Source organism: Aeribacillus sp. FSL K6-8210 (assembly GCF_037963925.1).
GTDB lineage: Bacteria > Bacillota > Bacilli > Bacillales > Aeribacillaceae > Aeribacillus > Aeribacillus composti.
This window is the reverse complement of the sequence record NZ_CP150172.1, coordinates 1,356,083-1,374,086: the sequence shown is the minus strand read 5'-3', so window position 1 is coordinate 1,374,086 and position 18,004 is coordinate 1,356,083. Positions and strand designations below refer to the sequence as shown.

16 protein-coding genes and 1 riboswitch are annotated in these 18,004 nt (G+C 43.7%); of the genes, 2 read left to right on the top strand and 14 right to left on the bottom strand.

Translation table 11 applies throughout. The features are described 5' to 3' along the window. Window positions 1–189 precede the first annotated feature (189 nt). Together NSQ41_RS06685 and NSQ41_RS06680 are read left to right on the top strand one after the other, a co-directional pair. Complete coding sequence (locus NSQ41_RS06685) at window positions 190–1,689, top strand: NADH dehydrogenase subunit 5 (RefSeq protein WP_339199980.1); 1,500 nt, start codon at window positions 190–192, stop codon at window positions 1,687–1,689. Further along, a complete protein-coding gene (locus NSQ41_RS06680; RefSeq protein ID WP_339211265.1) occupies window positions 1,682–4,327 on the top strand; it encodes a DUF2309 domain-containing protein in 2,646 nt (881 codons plus the stop codon). Before NSQ41_RS06685 ends, NSQ41_RS06680 begins: the two co-directional genes overlap by 8 nt. Before the next feature lie 594 nt (window positions 4,328–4,921). On the opposite strand, the gene NSQ41_RS06675 is transcribed toward NSQ41_RS06680, so the two are convergent. The 14 genes from NSQ41_RS06675 to NSQ41_RS06610 form a co-directional block, all read right to left on the bottom strand. Beyond that, window positions 4,922–6,217, bottom strand: coding sequence for a hemolysin family protein (locus NSQ41_RS06675; protein WP_311067126.1), 1,296 nt, complete (start codon window positions 6,215–6,217; stop codon window positions 4,922–4,924). Between the two features lie 86 nt (window positions 6,218–6,303). Then, a complete protein-coding gene (locus NSQ41_RS06670; RefSeq protein ID WP_311067331.1) occupies window positions 6,304–6,663 on the bottom strand; it encodes a MerR family transcriptional regulator in 360 nt (119 codons plus the stop codon). A gap of 329 nt (window positions 6,664–6,992) precedes the next feature. After that, entirely contained in the window at window positions 6,993–7,712 is a 720-nt protein-coding gene (locus tag NSQ41_RS06665) for an AIR synthase related protein (RefSeq protein ID WP_063389397.1), read from the bottom strand. Continuing rightward, entirely contained in the window at window positions 7,678–8,187 is a 510-nt protein-coding gene (locus NSQ41_RS06660) for an ECF transporter S component (protein ID WP_311067124.1), read from the bottom strand. Before NSQ41_RS06660 ends, NSQ41_RS06665 begins: the two co-directional genes overlap by 35 nt. A gap of 73 nt (window positions 8,188–8,260) precedes the next feature. Further along, window positions 8,261–8,695, bottom strand: coding sequence for a bifunctional adenosylcobinamide kinase/adenosylcobinamide-phosphate guanylyltransferase (locus NSQ41_RS06655; protein WP_311067123.1), 435 nt, complete (start codon window positions 8,693–8,695; stop codon window positions 8,261–8,263). Beyond that, window positions 8,647–9,270: a histidine phosphatase family protein gene (locus tag NSQ41_RS06650; RefSeq protein WP_339199535.1), complete on the bottom strand. Its 624-nt coding sequence runs from the start codon at window positions 9,268–9,270 to the stop codon at window positions 8,647–8,649. Before NSQ41_RS06650 ends, NSQ41_RS06655 begins: the two co-directional genes overlap by 49 nt. Further along, window positions 9,228–10,025, bottom strand: coding sequence for an adenosylcobinamide-GDP ribazoletransferase (gene cobS / locus NSQ41_RS06645; protein WP_339199533.1), 798 nt, complete (start codon window positions 10,023–10,025; stop codon window positions 9,228–9,230). Before cobS ends, NSQ41_RS06650 begins: the two co-directional genes overlap by 43 nt. A gap of 1 nt (window position 10,026) precedes the next feature. Next, on the bottom strand, window positions 10,027–11,529 hold the full coding sequence (locus tag NSQ41_RS06640; RefSeq protein WP_339199530.1) for a cobyric acid synthase: 1,503 nt from the start codon (window positions 11,527–11,529) through the stop codon (window positions 10,027–10,029). Further along, complete coding sequence (locus tag NSQ41_RS06635) at window positions 11,526–12,095, bottom strand: bifunctional adenosylcobinamide kinase/adenosylcobinamide-phosphate guanylyltransferase (RefSeq protein ID WP_339199528.1); 570 nt, start codon at window positions 12,093–12,095, stop codon at window positions 11,526–11,528. The genes NSQ41_RS06640 and NSQ41_RS06635 overlap by 4 nt, the downstream gene beginning before the upstream one ends. Beyond that, on the bottom strand, window positions 12,089–13,168 hold the full coding sequence (gene cobD / locus NSQ41_RS06630) for a threonine-phosphate decarboxylase CobD (protein ID WP_339199526.1): 1,080 nt from the start codon (window positions 13,166–13,168) through the stop codon (window positions 12,089–12,091). Before cobD ends, NSQ41_RS06635 begins: the two co-directional genes overlap by 7 nt. Continuing rightward, window positions 13,128–14,111 (bottom strand): adenosylcobinamide-phosphate synthase CbiB, encoded by a 984-nt coding sequence (cbiB, locus tag NSQ41_RS06625; RefSeq protein ID WP_339199523.1) that lies wholly within the window; start codon window positions 14,109–14,111, stop codon window positions 13,128–13,130. The genes cobD and cbiB overlap by 41 nt, the downstream gene beginning before the upstream one ends. Then, window positions 14,108–15,571: an adenosylcobinamide amidohydrolase gene (locus NSQ41_RS06620; protein ID WP_063389405.1), complete on the bottom strand. Its 1,464-nt coding sequence runs from the start codon at window positions 15,569–15,571 to the stop codon at window positions 14,108–14,110. Before NSQ41_RS06620 ends, cbiB begins: the two co-directional genes overlap by 4 nt. Window position 15,572: 1 nt before the next feature. Next, a complete protein-coding gene (locus NSQ41_RS06615; protein WP_339194959.1) occupies window positions 15,573–16,634 on the bottom strand; it encodes an iron ABC transporter permease in 1,062 nt (353 codons plus the stop codon). Next, window positions 16,597–17,571 (bottom strand): ABC transporter substrate-binding protein, encoded by a 975-nt coding sequence (locus NSQ41_RS06610; protein WP_339195713.1) that lies wholly within the window; start codon window positions 17,569–17,571, stop codon window positions 16,597–16,599. Before NSQ41_RS06610 ends, NSQ41_RS06615 begins: the two co-directional genes overlap by 38 nt. A gap of 103 nt (window positions 17,572–17,674) precedes the next feature. Continuing rightward, a riboswitch (cobalamin riboswitch) is annotated at window positions 17,675–17,856 on the bottom strand. Window positions 17,857–18,004: the final 148 nt, after the last annotated feature.

Sequence of the window (18,004 nt, the reverse complement as noted above, 5' to 3'; positions counted from 1 at the left end):
AAACCGACAATGGGAAAACTGAAACGGGAGATCTAAGCCAATCGAAATTGGTTTAAGGTAAACCGGCTATCGTCATTTTTAGGCAAAAGACAGTCATTTTCTTAAAAAAGGCTGTTTTGCTTAGAATGACATAGCCGGTTTTTTTCTTTCAAAAAGGTCACACCAGAGGAGGAACGAAATTTGCAAGAAATGTTGGTTTTCGGATGGCTGGCAGCATTGATGATTGTGCTCATAAGCGCATTGATTTATCTGCATCCTCGTGTGCCCGACTGGTATGTACATGTTCACGTCGGCCTGCTTCTTTTGCCGATTGCTTCGGCATTCTTCGGGTGGATTTATTCTGGCGCGGAAATAAAAGCCGGACCATGGCGGCTCGACACGATTAGCTGGATGATGGCGGTCTATATTTCAACACTCGGCTTTATCATCCAGCGGTTTTCCATTCGATATTTGCATGGGGATCGAGTCTACCGGCTATATTTTCTATTCTTGACATGGACAACCGGCTCTTCCGCCAGCACTTGGATGACTGATGATCTACGCCTGTTTAGCATTTGCTGGGCGATGCCTCTTTTCGGTCTTGTCTTTTTGACGGCTTTAAAAAAAGAATGGCGGCCGGCAAAAGCTGAAGCGGTGCAAATGGGAACAATGTTTTTTGTTTCTTCCCTTGCGGTATGTGCAGTGTCTGTCTGGCTGTTTCATGCGACTGGGGAGTGGAAGTTATCGGGCGCTTTATCAACGGATAAGTTGTCTCATCTTAAATGGTGGGAGACAGCCGGAATAAGCTTGCTGCTTATTTTGGCGGCCATCATTCCTGCCGGGCAATGGCCTTTCCACCGTTGGCTGCTTGAATCTGCGGTAACGCCGACGCCGGTTTCGGCTGTGATGCACGCCGGTCTTGTCAATGCCGGAGGACTTTTGCTTTGGCATTTCTCACCGTTGTTTACGGACACAGTCACACACGCTCTCCTTCTTCTAATCGCGTTTATTTCCGTCATGATCGGTACCGGCGTCAGTTTCGTTCAAGTAGATTATAAACGGCAACTAGTCGCCTCAACGATGGCACAAATGGGTATGATGCTTATTCAATGTGCATTAGGCGCTTACGAGGCGGCAGTCATTCATCTTATTTTGCACGGCTTATTTAAAGCGACTTTATTTTTACAGTCCGGATCGGCTGTTCCCCGTCCGGGACATTCGGCACGAACATTGGTGCACAAAAAAGGACATAGGTTTGTCGGCACGATGCTTGGCTTGGCACTTGGATTCGGCTTCTGGGCCGTTTCGCCGGAAGAGCCGGCGCGCCTATTGAGCGCTTTGCTCCTTGGTTCGTCCATGACGATTGCATGGAGCAGATTTGCGCTTTTCCGAGAAGGTCGATGGCTTGGGTTGGCACTAGCAGCGATACTGGCATTTATTTCAGAAGAAGTGCGCAGCGGACTAATGGCCATGCTGCATAAAGCAGAGGCTTCTCACTTTGCACCTCCGCTTGTCCTTGAATGGCTTACTTTCATTTTGTTTATTGTTTCCGCATTGGCGTTGGCACAGCTCTTTAAACAACGTTCTTCCGGTATTGCTGCCCGATTTTATATGCGGCTTGTTCATTTTGGCGAGCCCAGTCTGTCTGCGGTTGAACGGCATCCCCTTTATTTGCATGCATATATGAAGGAGGAGATGACCCATGAGTAAAACAGTGATTTCACTTGAACGTCCTGAAGAGCAAAGTAAACGAAATAAGAAAGATGTGTCCCGCTCTATTCTTCAGCTCGTGGAACAGGCATGCGATGCAATTGCTCCCCTTTGGCCGATTTCAACGTTCATTGCACGGCATCCGTGGATGGAACTTGAACATATGCCGTTTACCGAAGTAGCCGAGCATTTTCAACAAACCCAGCATGTTCACCTGTATCCGACAATGGCGGTTGTACGCAAAGCTCTCGCTAGAGGCGAGATCAATCCCTCCTTCGTTGAAAAACAGCTGGAGAACTGGCTTTCCGAGCAGTCTCTACCCGTTCATCGCCACAAAGCGGAACAGTTGTGCCATGCACTTTTGTGGAACGAAACCGTACCACATGAATGGTTAGATTCATCAGAACTGAACGAGCTGGCGGAGGAAATAGCCGAGTGGATCGGTTCCACAAACGCAGCGGTGGTGAAGCCGATTTGTACCCGCATTTACAAGCTAGACGAACGGCTTGATCAACAAATGATCAAATGGTGCAAACTATATTTGGATGATAATCAAGCTGCATGGGCAATGCCCTTCCGGGAACAGGGATTTTATCCTGCTTGGCAAAAACTTATCCAAAACGATCCGGCTCTTTCAAAAAATGAGAGAAAACGCCTAGCTGACTGGCCGGAAGATGCGGAAACAGCACTGTTGTTTTCGCTGTCGCTGCTTGATATAGACGATGAAAAGGCGAAAGACTATTTAGAATCGCATCTTCTTGCATTGCCGGGATGGGCCGGCATGTTAAAGTGGCGTTCTCAGCAAAGTGGAGAAGGCCTCCAACTGTTAGTTGATTATTTGGCCATTCGTCTTTCGTTAGAATGGGCATTTGTCTCCCCTTACTTGCCGCTGGAACAGGAGAAAAAGGCTGACGTTTCAAGTTTACTTCCCCTTTTGGCCGCATGGATCCATTGGGGAGGAATATCTGTGGATGAGTGGAGGCAATTGTCGAAGGATGAAATGACATCCTGTTTATTGTTTGCCGACCGGTTTTGGCGGATCAATCGTTATCACCTTTGGCTCGAGGCGTGGGAAGAGACGTACGAATCCCGGCTGCAAGAAAAAATTGCATCCCGTCCATACATTGGACAAAAAGAGCAGGCCGCCGTCCAGTTTCTTTTCTGCATTGATGTCCGTTCCGAGCCTTTTCGCCGTCATTTAGAGGAATCCGGTCCATTTGAAACGTACGGTTGCGCAGGATTTTTCGGTTTGCCGATCCGAACGCGTGAACTTGACAGCGACCATACCCATCCTTCTTGTCCTGCGATCATTGAGCCGAAGCATGAAATTTACGAATCTGCACAAGATGATGCTGCAAAATACCGTCGCCGGCTCAATGTATTTCAGTTCATCGGGGGCACCTTTAAAAAAATGAAAAAAGATGCATTAGCGAGTTTATTGCTTCCAGAAATGAGCGGCCCATGGCTTGGTTTGCATACAATCGCCAGAAGCATTGCCCCTAGATGGGCGGGCCATTTTCTCCAGCAAGCTGAAAAAACAGCTGAACGGAAGCCGCCGACAAACTTGTCATTGCATCATGAAGTGTCTTGTTCATCATCCGGTTTGCCCATCGGGTTTACAACAGAAGAACAAGTTCAGTACGTAAAACAATTGTTAACAAATATCGGGTTAACATCGTCTTTTGCCCCCCTTGTCGTTGTCTGCGGTCACGAAAGTATGACAACGAATAACCCGTATGCCTCCTCCCTTGATTGCGGGGCGTGCGGCGGAACAGCCGGAGCTTTTAATGCCCGCGTGTTTGCAAGCCTATGTAACTTGCAGGAAGTAAGAGAAGGACTGGTGAAGGAAGGGATCTTCATTCCAGATGAAACCGTATTTGTGGCAGCGGAACATATCACAACGGTCGACGAACTCTACTTACTCGATTTGCCAACCTTATCGAAAAAGGCAGAGCAGTCACTCCGTTTACTAAAAGGAAAGCTAGAAGAAGTGAAACGGAAAGCAAACGCCGAACGGCTGGCGAATCTCCCTTGCACCGGCAAGTCGAAAAATCCGGTGACTGAGGCGAGCCGCCGTTCCGTCGATTGGAGCGAAATCCGTCCTGAATGGGGATTGGCTGGAAACGCAGCCTTTATTATCGGCCGCAGGACGCTTACAAAACATTGCCATTTAGACGGGAAAGTGTTTTTACACAGCTATGACTGGCGAAAAGACCAATCCGGCGAAGCACTTGAAAATATCATCTCCGGTCCTGCTACGGTCGGGCAATGGATCAATTTGCAATATTACGCATCAACCGTTGCACCGCATTATTACGGAAGCGGCAGCAAAACGACGCAGACGGTTACAGGTGGATTCGGGGTGATGCAAGGGAATGGGAGCGACTTGCTTTCCGGTCTTCCGTGGCAGTCGGTTGCTTCTTCCGACGGGGAGCTGTTCCATTCCCCCCTTCGTTTACTCTTGATCATTGAAGCACCGAGTTTTTATATCGAGCGGCTGCTCCGGGACAATCCCTTTTTCCGTCAAAAAGTGAAAAACGGATGGCTCCGTCTTTCTTCCATTGAACCTGAAACAGGGGCTTGGCTGAAATGGAGGTTTGATAGGATTCATGGCGAGTTTTATACCGAGCCAATTTGAAGTGACCCTTGTGAAGTAGCAAGACTAAAAAGCGATTGAAGCGGTATTAAACCGTTGATGGTTGTCAAGTTGACATATTTGTCGTACAGGAACCCTGATCGAAAAAAGTACAGATTGAAACACTTTTCCTTAAATTCTCCGGAGGAGTTTTCCATATTTTTCTAAAATAATCTTGGGTTCATTTTGCAGTTATATTGACTTGATGAACCCGTAATCACTATGTAAGAGAAAGCCGTCTACTCTCCATTCTTTTTTGTAAATGTCAAAGCAAAACATGACGTTTTCAAAAAGTTGGTGAAGTGAAAATCAGGCTGTCGGAGTGTTTCCCGACAGCCTTTACCGTTAGTTAGAATCTTTATTTATTCATCGCTTAAGTTGAAGTTGATAACCATGTTAATGACGAATAAAGAACAAATGGCTTGTATGGAAGAGCTTGTTTCTGAAAATCTCTTCTGCAAAAACAAGATTTTCTTTTATATATAAAAGAAAAGTAAAGAATCTCTGCCGCAATGATAGCGGTGGATCTTAAATTGATCTTATTGTTTTTTTATTGTCCTTCAAAAAAGAAAATCTTTAGTAACATCTTCGTTAATTTCATGATTCTCTTTCAGCAATTTCAACCGTTTTGACATGAAACCCGTCCATGTCTAAAATTTTAAACGAATATTGGTCAAAATCAATTTCATCTCCGACTTTCGCATCCATCTTTTGGGTTAAAATCCATCCGCCGATAGTATCAACATCGGACTCTTTAATCTGGAGGCCAAAAATATCATTGACTTCTTCTATCAAAACTTTTCCATCGACAACCGTTTTCGAATCAGTAATTTTCTTAATTTGCGGAGTTTCATCCGCATCGAATTCATCGCGAATTTCCCCGACAATTTCTTCCAAAATATCTTCGACTGTCACTAGACCTGCCGTCCCGCCGTATTCGTCAATTAAAATGGCCATATGAATGCGTTCCATTTGCATCTTAACCAACAGGTCATGGATCGGAATCGTTTCAATGACATGAATGACTGGCCGCACATATTCGCCCACCGTTTTTTCTCCTTGGATTCCTTTGACATAGTCGGTGAGCACCTCCTTCATGTTTACGATTCCGATCATATTATCTTTATCGCCGTTAAATACGGGATAGCGCGTATAATGCTCCTCCATGACAATCTCAATGCAGTCTTTTAATTTCATGTCTTTATCAAAAGCAACAATTTCTGTTCTTGGAACCATGATTTCTTTTGCAATACGGTTGTCAAACTCAAAAATGTTGTTGACATATTTATATTCCGACTGGTTGATTTCCCCGCTTTTATAGCTTTCAGACAAAATAATGCGCAATTCTTCTTCCGAATGGGCAATTTCATGCTCTTGTGCCGGCTTGAGGCCAAACAAACCCGTCAAAAGCCTCGCAGCGCCGTTTAAAATCTTAATAAACGGTTTCATGACTTTGTCGAACAAAATGAGCGGACGGGCAAAAAGTAGCGTGATATGTTCCGCTTTTTGTATGGCGAATGTTTTCGGCGCCAATTCGCCGACAACAACATGCAAAAACGTCACAACGGAAAAGGCGATTACAAAAGATAAAATGGTTGTAACCGAGGCTGGAAGCTGAAAATAAACAAACACAGGGTGCAATAAATGCTCAATCGTAGATTCACCAATCCAGCCCAATCCTAAAGAGGTGATGGTAATTCCAAGCTGACAAGCTGACAAATATTCATCTAAATTGGATATAACCTTCTTGGCTGCAATCGCTTGTTTATTTCCTTCCGAAATAAGCTGATCGATTCTTGAAGTTCGGACTTTGACAATAGCGAATTCCGATGCCACAAAAAAACCTGAGAGGGCGATTAAAAAAGCCACTATAAGCAAATTGAAAATTTCCAAATATCTCCCTTACCGCTTCTAAACAGTAAGGAATACACCTCCTGTAATCTTACTTTTATTTAGTATTTTCTTAAAAGGGAATATGATTAATAATAAGTTGCCAGCAACGCCTTCACCAAATTGGCACTTTGCTTAGACAATTTTTCCATTATGATGGTGCGCTGTTCCCTGTTCATATGATCCATCAATTGCTGCATGTCTTTTATTTCTTTTTCAAGATTTTGCATAAGTTGGGCAATATGGTCGACATGCATTTCCAAGCTTTGATTTGATAGTGTTTTTGATTGCAACATATCAATGATATCTTTAATTTCATAAAGCGGACAGTTCATTTTTTTATACCGCTTCACCAATTCAATCGCTTCAACCGCTTCTTCATCATACAGGCGATAATTGGAATCAGAGCGCCTTGGGTGCAATAAGCCGATCTTCGTATAATAATCGATCGTTCGTTTTGAAACGTTCGTTCTCTCGGCTAACTCTCCAATTCTATAATACTTCCCAATACATTCACCCCTGCTTATAGAATTATTTTTAATTTACAAAAAATTAACCGTACAGTCAACGTTTTAGTTTTGGAAAACAAGCAAAAAACTTTTCATTTATGTCTAACTTACTTTCACAGTTTGATTTTTAGTTCAAGGCCTATTTAGGAACTGTTTCAAAAATAAATTTCATTTTGTAAAAAAATTGGTTAGCAAAATGAAAGTCACTTTCTCCTTTTGGCAAAATACAGGAAACAAGTTAATAGTTTGGGCTCATGATTTTCGAACCCTCATTTTGTATTAAGTTGGAAAAAATGCCCGCCTGCCGCTTTGGCAATGTCTTCGGTTCGGTCTGGATGAAACGAGATTAAAAAACATGTGGCAGGTCCGGCCGATTTTGTTATATCAATTTCTGTTGAAGTGATTTGGCAATAATCTAACTTGTTTTCTTCACAAAGCTTTTTCCATTCATATTGAACTCCTTTTGAGCCGATCGGAACGATTTCAAATACATACGGCAATTCCAATAGTTTTTTTATGATTGGCAGAGGCCCGATTTCATGTTTTTTTTCGATTACTTCGCCTCCGCACAGCGGTTTTCCGATGCAGGCAAATTTCGCATGGCTTGGCGTTTTCCGAACCTTGATGTCTGCTCTTCTCACCTTCCCGATGACCATGATCGCAAAAGCGGACTGAACCATCTTGAAATTGCTTTCTGTGCTTCCGGTTATGGGAATCGGTTCGCACTTAAGTTCCGAGAAAAGGGTTTGACAGCCTTTTTGCAAATGAGACCATTCTTCTTCACCGATGAGGTTTTGCATGACGATAGCAAGCGGCTTTGCCCCCACTGTTAAACATTCGGATAAAGCTACTCTTAAACCATAATAAGCGACCGTTTCATAATCAACTTTGACGTAATCGAACAATTTTTGTCCCACACCGCCGGAATTGTCAGCGGCAATCACAAGATCTTCATCATTTGATATCGGAATCATGATAACGTCTCTCATGGCGGTGAACCCCTTTTTGTTTTTCTAAAATAGGAACAAGTTTTATGGTTACGATATGACCAATCATTAAATTGATGGCTGTACCGATGACCAATCCCGGCAGCAACCCGAAATAAAAGCCTTTCCCGATCAGAAAGGAAAAAGGAACGGCAGCTAAAAAACCATTGGCGATAAAAAAGAAAACGGCTGCTGCGTATTTGTTTTTTCTGTAAATCACCCCAAATGCCCAAACGAGCAAAAACATTTCGACTGCAATCATTGCATGAAACGCTCCTAACGGAGAACCAGCGAGATAGCTTGACATGATATGACCAAAGAAAGCCGCAACTGCTCCCGCAACCGGCCCTAATACGACAGCGGCCACAAGGGCTGGAAATGAATCAAGGGCAACACTCGAAATATACGCGGGGATTTTAATAAATGCTCCGACAACGGAAAGTGCAATAAACATTATCAAATACGCATATTGTTTCATTCTGTTCCCTCTTTCTTTTTAATTGCGCAATCTTCCCATTAATATAACGAATGAAAGAAGTTTAACCGTACTTTTATTTTAATCTTTCACTGATTCCATACCAAATGATATCAACGCGTCCTGCTTTCGCAATCAATTGTTGGAGGCAGCTCCCGCATGCATCCCGCCACTTGCGTTCCAATGGGTCAATTGGAACAACGCCTTTTGTAATATCATTGGCAATAATAATGACTGTTCCTCTCTTTTTTACTTCCCACTCATGCCAGTTGAAAATCATCTTTTCCCACTTTTTTTGCCAGTCCGACGATTGATCGATCAGATGAAAAATATATTGTTCAATTCCTTCAATGACCGTTATTTTTTGAAAATGCTCCGTCTCATAAATTTCAGACACTTTGGTTTTCTTTACGTAGCCGCAAAACCATTTGCAAGCGCCGGATTGCAGCCGGTAATGCTCTTTCACCCATTTTCTTTTTCCGTTGAACGCTCCGCCGACAACAACATGCACCGCTTTCCCCTCCTTACATCTGTTCGCTTTCCTGTCAATGAACAATACGCTCCATGATCCAAGCGCCATTGCCAATATGATGATCCTTCGGGTCCATACCGATAAAGGATCTCGCGAATGACGCCGCCATGAGTGATCATTGCAATGTGGGAAATGGTTTCATCAAAAAAATAGGTGACCGTCTTTTCCCAGCCTCTTTTGACCCTTTCTGAAAAGGTTGGATACGATTCTCCGTTTGGCACTTCAAGATGCAGCATATCGCGAAGCCAGCTTTGATAGCGGGCATCTCCTTTCAGTTCGGAATAGGTTTTCTGTTCCCAATCGCCGAAATTCATTTCCCTGAGTTCTTTTAAGGCAACGAATTTTTGTTTTGGGTAAATGATGCCGGCCGTTTCTGCGGCGCGTTGCAAATCGCTTGCTATTATCAGATCAGGAGCTTTTGGATAATGGCTTTTTTCCAAAGCTTTTTTTCCTTCTTCACACAGCGCTTCATCCGTCCAGCCGATATAGCGTTTTTGTCTATTTGCTTCTGTCAACCCATGACGTATAAGAGTAACAACCACGTTACCATCCATAAAACTGTCTCACTCCCTTCAATCACTGCTCCAAAGGAATCTCCTGTTAAGCCGCCGAACGATTGAAGGAAAAACCGGCGGGCGTACAAATAAAGGAAAATAGACGAGAAGGCCATCAAAAGATAAACGGCTGGTAAACCCGGGATCATGGGGACGGCGATGAAAAAACATAACAAATAACCGATCAGAACGGCGAAATCTTTTTTGGCAAGCGTTTTAGCAAACAAGTACCCAAGCCCTTCCCGTTTCGCCATTCCCGGACCATCAATCATTAGAGCGCAAACGATGAGACGGGAAAAAAACGGAATGAACACAGCAAACCAAAAATTGTCGATTGCACCGATGATTTCCGCCATAAACAAAAAGCGAAAAGCTGACAAAAACAGCAGCGCCAACACCCCAAACGTTCCCACTCTGGGATCTTCCATAATCTTCAGCCTTTTTTCCTTGTCGCGATAAGAAAAATAGGCATCCGCTGTATCTGTAAAACCGTCAAGATGAATACCGCCCGTTATCGCCACAAAATAGAATAAAAGAAAAAGAGCGCAAGCCCAATTGGACAGCGGTGTCCAAGATTTTGCCATATAGATGATCAAACTCCCTGTCAAACCGATGAAAAACCCGATCATCGGCAAACTTAACACCGCGAATTTGATCCGTTTCTCATCTATTGCAAACTCCTTTTGAACCGGAATGATTGTGAAAAACTGGAGCGCAAGAAAAAAACCCTCCATTATTTGTCTGGCCGTTCTCATTTCATTTCCCCCACGATTGAATGATGTTGAGCAAATCATCCATATGAATATGGTTTTGGACATGTCGGGCAATCTGTTCATACTTTTTTGTTTTTTCCTTTTTCAACCATTTTACTTGCTTTTTTTCAAGTCCTTTCCGTTCTCGAATCCTGTTGAGCCATTCCGTGCGGAATTCGTCATTGAAAAAAATATGGTGGAAATATGTGCCAATAACCCTTCCAGAGTCGATCACCGCACCATCCGTCCCGTCCGAAAGCTTGATAAAAGGCCGCACTGCTTGCGGAACAATCGGTTCGGTTACGCCTAAATGAATTTCATACCCTTCCACGAAAAACTGGGGAAAACCTGATTGCGGATGAATAATTCCTTTGTTCCGCACCGTTTTTTTCTCATGATAAAAGGTTGTGCCCACTGGGAGGATGTTGAATCCTTCTTCATAACGTCCTTTCACCCCTGTATCCGATCCGGCTTTATCATACAAGTATCTTGAAAGCATTTGATAACCGCCGCAAATGCCGATGATCGTTCCGCCCGTTTCGTTGTATGCTTTAATCTTTTGAGCCAAGCCGCTATTTTTCAATTGTTGCAGATCGTGAATCGTGCTTCTCGTTCCCGGAATCAAGAGGGCATCCGGTTCGTCGAATTCATCCGGGCCGTACACAAGTCGAATGGAAACATCTTCTTCAAATAAAAACGGCTCAACGTCCGTATAATTGGATATATAGGGGAGCTTTACCACCGCAATGTCAATTTCTCTCCTGTTTTGGTTGGCAAATCGTTTGGCAAGCGACAAAGAATCTTCGCCTTCGATCATATGTCCTGAAACATAAGGGACCACCCCTAATACTTTGATGCCCGTCCGTTCCTCCAGCCATTGCACACCGGGTTGAAACAAGCTGAGATCTCCTCGGAATTTGTTGATGATAATCCCCTTTACCCGGCTACGTTCTTCTTCGGAAAAAAGTTCAAGCGTCCCGATAATGCTGGCAAACACGCCGCCCCGATCGATATCTGCCACCAGTATCACCGGAACGTCGGCCAGTTCGGCCACTTTCATGTTGACAAGTTCCCTGTCTTTCAAGTTGATTTCAACAGGACTTCCTGCCCCTTCCATCACGAGAAAATCATATTGTTCCGACAGCTTTTCCAGTGAAAGCTGAATCGCTTCCAGCCCTTTTAGATAAAATTTTTCGCGGTAAGCTTGACCGCCTAATGTTTCATAGCTTTTGCCAAGCAAGACGATTTCCGAAGTGCAATCGCTTTTCGGTTTCAATAAAATCGGGTTCATATAGACGGAGGCCGCCGTGCCGGCGGCTTCTGCCTGAATTCCTTGAGCCCTGCCGATCTCCCTTCCATCCAATGTGACATATGAGTTGTTTGACATATTTTGTGATTTAAACGGAGCAACCTTGTAGCCAAGTTTGTGAAAAATAGCACAAAATGCCGTTGCAATGAAACTTTTGCCAACATCAGAAGCCGTTCCCTGAATCATGATCCCTTTCATTGTAGTTCTCCCTTCATAGCAACTGGAATGCCGAATTCCATTCTGACCACCAAATCCGCACGTTCAACGATTTGTTGATGGAGATGGCCGAGAAGGCGAACATATTGGAACACTGCATTTGACCGCGCTGGAAATTCCCAGTTGACCTCATTGGAGACGATGCAAAATAGCTCGCAGCTTTTTTGCAGCTCAGATAGATCACGGATGATTTTTTCCAACACATATTGGCGAAAAGAAGCGGCCTGCCATCGTTCACCATGTTGTTCATGAAAAAAAAGTTCGTTCGTCAACAACGTTGTTAAACAGTCTAGCAGCACAAAATCATTTTTTTGCAGTTTTTTCGATAACTTGCCGACATCATTTGTCTGTTCAATTGCCAGCCATTTTTCTTTGCCTTGGGCTCTTTTTAGCTGGTGTTGCAATATTCGTTTTGTCATTTCTTCGTCTGATGGAAAAGAGGTTGCAATATAAACAAGGCGGTTGGCCTGATTCTTTTTAGCCGTCAAATAATGTTCTGCCCACGAACTTTTCCCGCTTCTCACCCCGCCGGTCACAAAGATTAACACTTGTCCTTCCACTCCTTAAGCGCTGAAAGAAGCCGGTCGTTTTCTTCTTTTCTCTTAACCGCCAAACGAATGTATTTGCCGGACAGCCCGTTGAAATTGTATGTATGTCTAGGTACTATACCTCTTTCCAATAAAAAGCGGATCAAAGGCAGCATATCTTTTTTTGGCTGCTCTCTTAACAAATAAAAATTGACAGAGCTGTCCGCCACCACAAAACCAAGTTCATGGAGATGTTCAAACATTCGCTTCCGTTCTTGAGAGATCATTCTTTTTGTTTTTTTAACATAGTCTTCGTCCTTTAATGCTTCTATTCCCGCCCTCTGTCCAATGGCGTTGACGCTCCAATGCACCTGAAATTTTTTTAGTCTCTGGATGACCGTCTCATCGGCAAACAAAAAGCCGAGTCTTAAACCTGCAATGGCATACATTTTGGTCAAAGAACGCAAAATGATCACATTGGAAAAAGATGATAAACAATTCAGAATTGATACGTTTTCCAAGGCGAAATCATAGAATGCTTCGTCCAGAACCACAAACGCATGCTTCTTTTTGGCATCTTGAATGATTTCCAATAATGCTTCCCGGTTAAATACTTTGCCTGTCGGATTGTTGGGGTGGCAGAGGAAAACCGCTTTTTTCCCGGAAAGAGCCGTTTTTAGCTCCTCAACGTTCAACTCCCAATTCTCTTCCTCTTTTAAAACATAGGATGAAATCCTCTTTGAGAACGGTTCGCATGCTTTTCGGTATTCTGAAAATGCCGGTTCCACGATCAAAACGTCTTCATTTTGCAGCAAGGCGGCTGCAATGATAAAAATAAGTTCTGCGGCACCGTTTCCAATTAATATATTTTCAGGCGAAACATTTTCCTTTCCGGCAATTACCGCTCGCAATTCCCTTATATCAGGGTCTGGATAATCGGAAACAAATGAAAAAAAGCGATGCCAATTTTTGCGGATGCATTCAGGCGGGCCGAAAGGATTGATGTTGACGCTGAAATCGATGATGTTTTCCGGCATCCGGATGTTCAATGATTTATAAAGATAAGATGGATTGGCTCCATGTGATGGCAGCATCGAAGCATACACCTCCGATCATGAAAAATAGCAAGAAAAACCTGTCTGTTTTCTTCATAATATCAATGGCCTCCGGAATATGTTTTGCTTCTAGCGAATAAACCCCGTCTCCCAATTTAGGGCGATTAGAAATTTTCCCTTGATAACGGTTGATTCCCCCTAATGATACACCCAGCAAAGCAGCCATGGCGCTTTCAAGAAATCCGCTGTTGGGGCTGGGGTGTTTGCGCGCATCCCTTTTCAGAATGGAAAAGCATTCCCGCTTTTGAATCCCTTTTGCCGGATGATTGACAAGTACCATGATGAAAGCTGTCAGACGGCTCGGAAGGTAATTCAACAAATCGTCCAGCTTGGCGGAAGCAAACCCGAATTCAGCGAACTTCTCGTTTTGATAGCCTACCATCGAATCCGCAGTATTGACGACCCTGTACAAAACCGCAAAAGGAGCTCCGCCGAACAGCGCCCAAAAAAGCGGTGCGGTAATGCCATCGCTCGTATTTTCCGCTACCGTTTCCACCGTTCCCCGAACGATTTCCGATTCTGGCAAATCTGCCGTATCGCGGCCGACAATCCATGACAGCTTTTCTCTTGCCGAAACGAGATTTTTTTGGCAAAGCGGTTCATAAACTGCCAAAGCTGCTTCCCGCAAACTTTTTTCCGCTATCATAAAAGAAATGATCACCGCTTCCGCAAAAATGCCCGCTGCTGGGTGAAGCCTAGAGAAAAATGACACAATTGAAAAAGCGGCCAGCATAAAAAATAAACCGACCAGCATGATCATCGCCATACCTTTTTCTTTCTTAAAGCGCCCTTTGTTGAGGCGCCGTTCGCAAAACGCAATAGACCAGCCAAACAAGCGGACGGGATGGGGGGCATTTTTCGGATCCCCGATGACTTGATCGATTACAAACGCCAGCATGATCGCAATTACATGTTCTGTCATGTCCTTCCCCTTCTTTTTTTATTTAGCTGAATCGCTTGAATTGTACTCTCATATACCCCCCTGCCGACCAATCTTCCAAGTGTTGTGATCGTGCCAGCGTGCTGATGAAAAATGCCCTTTTGCGTGGCAGCCACCAATATGCTGTCTGTGGAAGTACCTGTTGCAATCGTATTGGAGACAGGATCCAACACTTTTTCATCAGCCAGCGCCTTCGTTTTGGCTTCTGTTGCCGTCATCACACTTTCAATAAATGCTTGATCAGATAACCGTCCGTTTATCAAAATCCATGTATTGATCGTCCCTGAAGCTATGCCATTCCGTTTTATACTATTTGCTGCATCCACTGCATTGGAAAGTCCTGCTGTCACAACAATGACAACGGAGACTCCTTCTGCTTCAAGCTCGCTGACTACCCCATCTTCCAAACAAGCCGCGGTCATCATGGCGACTGTTGCATGTTGATCAAACCCGTTTTTCTGCAGAAAATCGGCCATTTCCGAACGGCTGTCTTGACAATTGTAGCTTTTATCGACATGACGGTTGACAAAAGTGCTGTGCCAGCCAAATCCTCCGCCAATAATGGCAGATGAAAGGGTTTTGAGCGGCGATGCCGCTTTTAAATAGATGAGTTCCTTCGTCTGAACAATGTCCCTTTTTGTCACTTTATATGTTTCTTCCTGTTTCTGTTCGGGTATAAGCAGCATTTGCGGGCGGGCAAGCTCCGGATGTGATTGTTTGACAATCGAAACACCATACACCTGTTCAATCGTTTTTTCGTTCATCACGACAGATGGATTATCAACGGCAACCGCTTTTCCATCTTTTAATAACAGCAGTTTGTCACAATAAAGGCTTGCTAAATTCAAATCATGAAAAATTGAGACAACCGTTAATCCATTTGATTGTGTCCAATTTTTCAACTGATCAAGCATGATTTTTTGATGGGAAATATCAAGATGGTTCGTGGGTTCATCTAATAAAAGCAAAACGGGGTTTTGTGCAAGAGCCTGCGCTAAAAAAACCCTCTGTTTTTCCCCGCCGCTTAATTCATTGATCGCTTTATTTTTTAAGTGGGAAATATTCGTCTGCTCCATGGTCTTTTGGATGATTTGTTCATCTTCTCCCGTCAACCGCTTGAAGAAACCCGTTTGAAAAGGATAACGGCCGAGCGCCACTGTCTCCCAAACGGTATAATCAAACATTTGCGTTGGGATTTGCGGCAATGAAGCGATGTTTTGCGCCAATTTTTTCGGAGAATAAGCAGAAAGAGGTTTGCCGGCAAGCTCGATCGTGCCGCTTTTAACCGGAAGAATCCCGCTGATCATTTTTAATAGTGTCGTCTTTCCACTCCCGTTTGGCCCCAAAATGCCAAATATTTCCCCTTTTTTTACTGAGAAGGAAAGGTTTTCGATAATCTTTCGCTCTTGATAGCCTCCCGAAATGTTCTTGACTTGCAGCATGTTACCCTCTTCTTTCCATTCTTTGTTTCATTAAAATAAAGGCAAAGCTGGGAGCGCCGATTAAAGCCGTGATCACACCGATCGGAAGTTCTGTCGGCGACACGATCGTTCTTGAAACGAGATCCGCCAAAATTAAAAAAGCGGCGCCAAAAATGGCGGACAGAGGGAGAAGATGGCGATAATCACTTCCCCAAAGCAGCCTGTTTACATGCGGGATGACAAGACCGACAAACCCAATCGTTCCGCTGATGGCAACGGCCGCACCGGCTAAACAAGAGGATGATGCTAAAATAAACAGCTTTCTCCTTTTTACATGGACCCCAAGCTGCTTCGCCTTTTCTTCGCCAAAGGACAGAGCGTTTAATTCTGTTCCGTTTACAAAAATCAAAATGGACCCGATTAAAAAAAACGGCAAAAGCATCAATACGTATCCCCAGCCGCGCATCGCAACGCTTCCTAACAACCAGTTGACAATTTGTCGCAATTCTTCGCCTGTCAGGGCAATCATTAATGAAATGAAAGCACTTAAAAAGGAACTTAAAATAATTCCGGTCAGCACAATCGTTTCAATCCTCATCGTTTTTTCAATGAAATTGGCGAACAAAATCACAGCCAAAATCGTTAAAAAACCCGTAAAAATGCTGACAACCGGCAAAGTGAATGAGCCGAAAAAAGGAATTTGAATGCCGAAAAAAAGAACAAGTACAGCACCTAAAGAAGAACCTGATGAAACACCGAGCGTATAAGGATCTGCCAAAGGGTTTTGCAAAAGCCCTTGATAACAAGCCCCCGCCATTGCAAGCGAGGCTCCGACAAGTCCGGCTAAAACGACACGAGGAAGTCGAATATCAAGCACAATGCTTTTCATGCTTTCATCAATGTCCGGCGCCAAACCGGTATAGAACAGTTGATTGAAAATTATTTGGAAAATATCCTTAAACGTGATGTGAAACGTTCCGATAGAAATTCCTAAAAAGACGGAAAAAATAAGAAAACAAGCGGTCGCCGTATAGGCGACCACATGTTTATTTTTTGTAGACATCCGGATAAATTGCTTTCGCAAGTTCTTCTACTCCTTCAACCAATCTTGGGCCTGGGCGGCTCACCAAGTCGGAATGCACATCGTAAACCCGTTTATTTTTCACCGCTGATACATTTTCCCATCCTTTGCGTGCCAACACCTGGTCAACAGCTTTATCGACGTAATAGCCGTATGTCGTCACAATGACGTCTGGGTTCAGTTTTACAACGGCTTCTTCCGTCATTTGCGGCCAGCCTTCTTGATCGCCCGCTGCATTTTTTGCTCCAATGATCGTTAGCATTTCATCCATAAACGTTCCTTTTCCCGTCGTATAGATTTGTGGTGCGGGATTCACTTCGACAAAAACAGACACTTTTTGATCATCCGGAATCGTTTTTCCTTTTTCTTGAATATCCGCCAGTTTCGTTTTCATCTCAGCCACAATATCTTCGGCTTTGTCACTTGTCCCTGTAATTTTGCCGATTGTTTGGATGGAGTCATACACTTTATCAAATGATTGGGCATCTTCGACTACAAAAACATTTATTCCCGCATCTTTCAGCTGCTTCAGCCCTTCCTGCGAGTTATGGGCGCTGGAAGCATGCGCTAAAACAAGATCCGGTTTTAAAGAAATAATTTTTTCAACATTAAATTCCATCCCGCCAACCTTTTCTTTGTTTTGAACATCTTCCGGATAGTTGTCATTATCACTTACACCGACAATTTGTTCACCCAACCCTAAAGCATAGGCAATTTCAGTATTGCTTGGAATTAGCGAAACAATCCGCTCCGGTTTTTCGCTTACCGTCACCTCATTTCCTAAACCGTCCTTGACCTTCACCGGAAATTGTGAAGCCGTCTCTTCCGTCTTTTGATTGCTTTTGTTTTCAGACGGCTCTGATGTATTTTGTTGGCCGCATCCAGCCGCAATTCCAAATAGAAGTAATAAGGCTAAAAATAGTGCAGATAATTTTTTCATCATTTTCCTCCTCCAATAAAAAACATCTTCTTGAATTCGATAAGAAGATGTCTGAAAACGTACATATGTATTGTTTTCAAACACCTCCCTATCCGCGTAGGGTTTTAGGTGTGCTCAAACAGGCAGGTCTCCTGGCTCATGGTCATCGCTTCCTGGACCTTCCCGTTGAAACAGTGGTTTTCCCAGGTTGCTCCCATTCACAGTGGCGGGACCGCGTTGGATTTTCACCAAACTTCCCTTTTAAGCTGGCAGCTATGTGCCGGCACCTGTTTGCTTTTCGGTATAATGTTATGACGAAATGTATTATACATGATTTGATTGAATTCTGGTAGGAAGAAAATGAAAAAAATCGACAAATTGACCTAAATGTTTTGGATTTCGATACAGTTTTCGCTAAAAATAAAATTTTTTTGAACTTCCTTTCCATTACTTG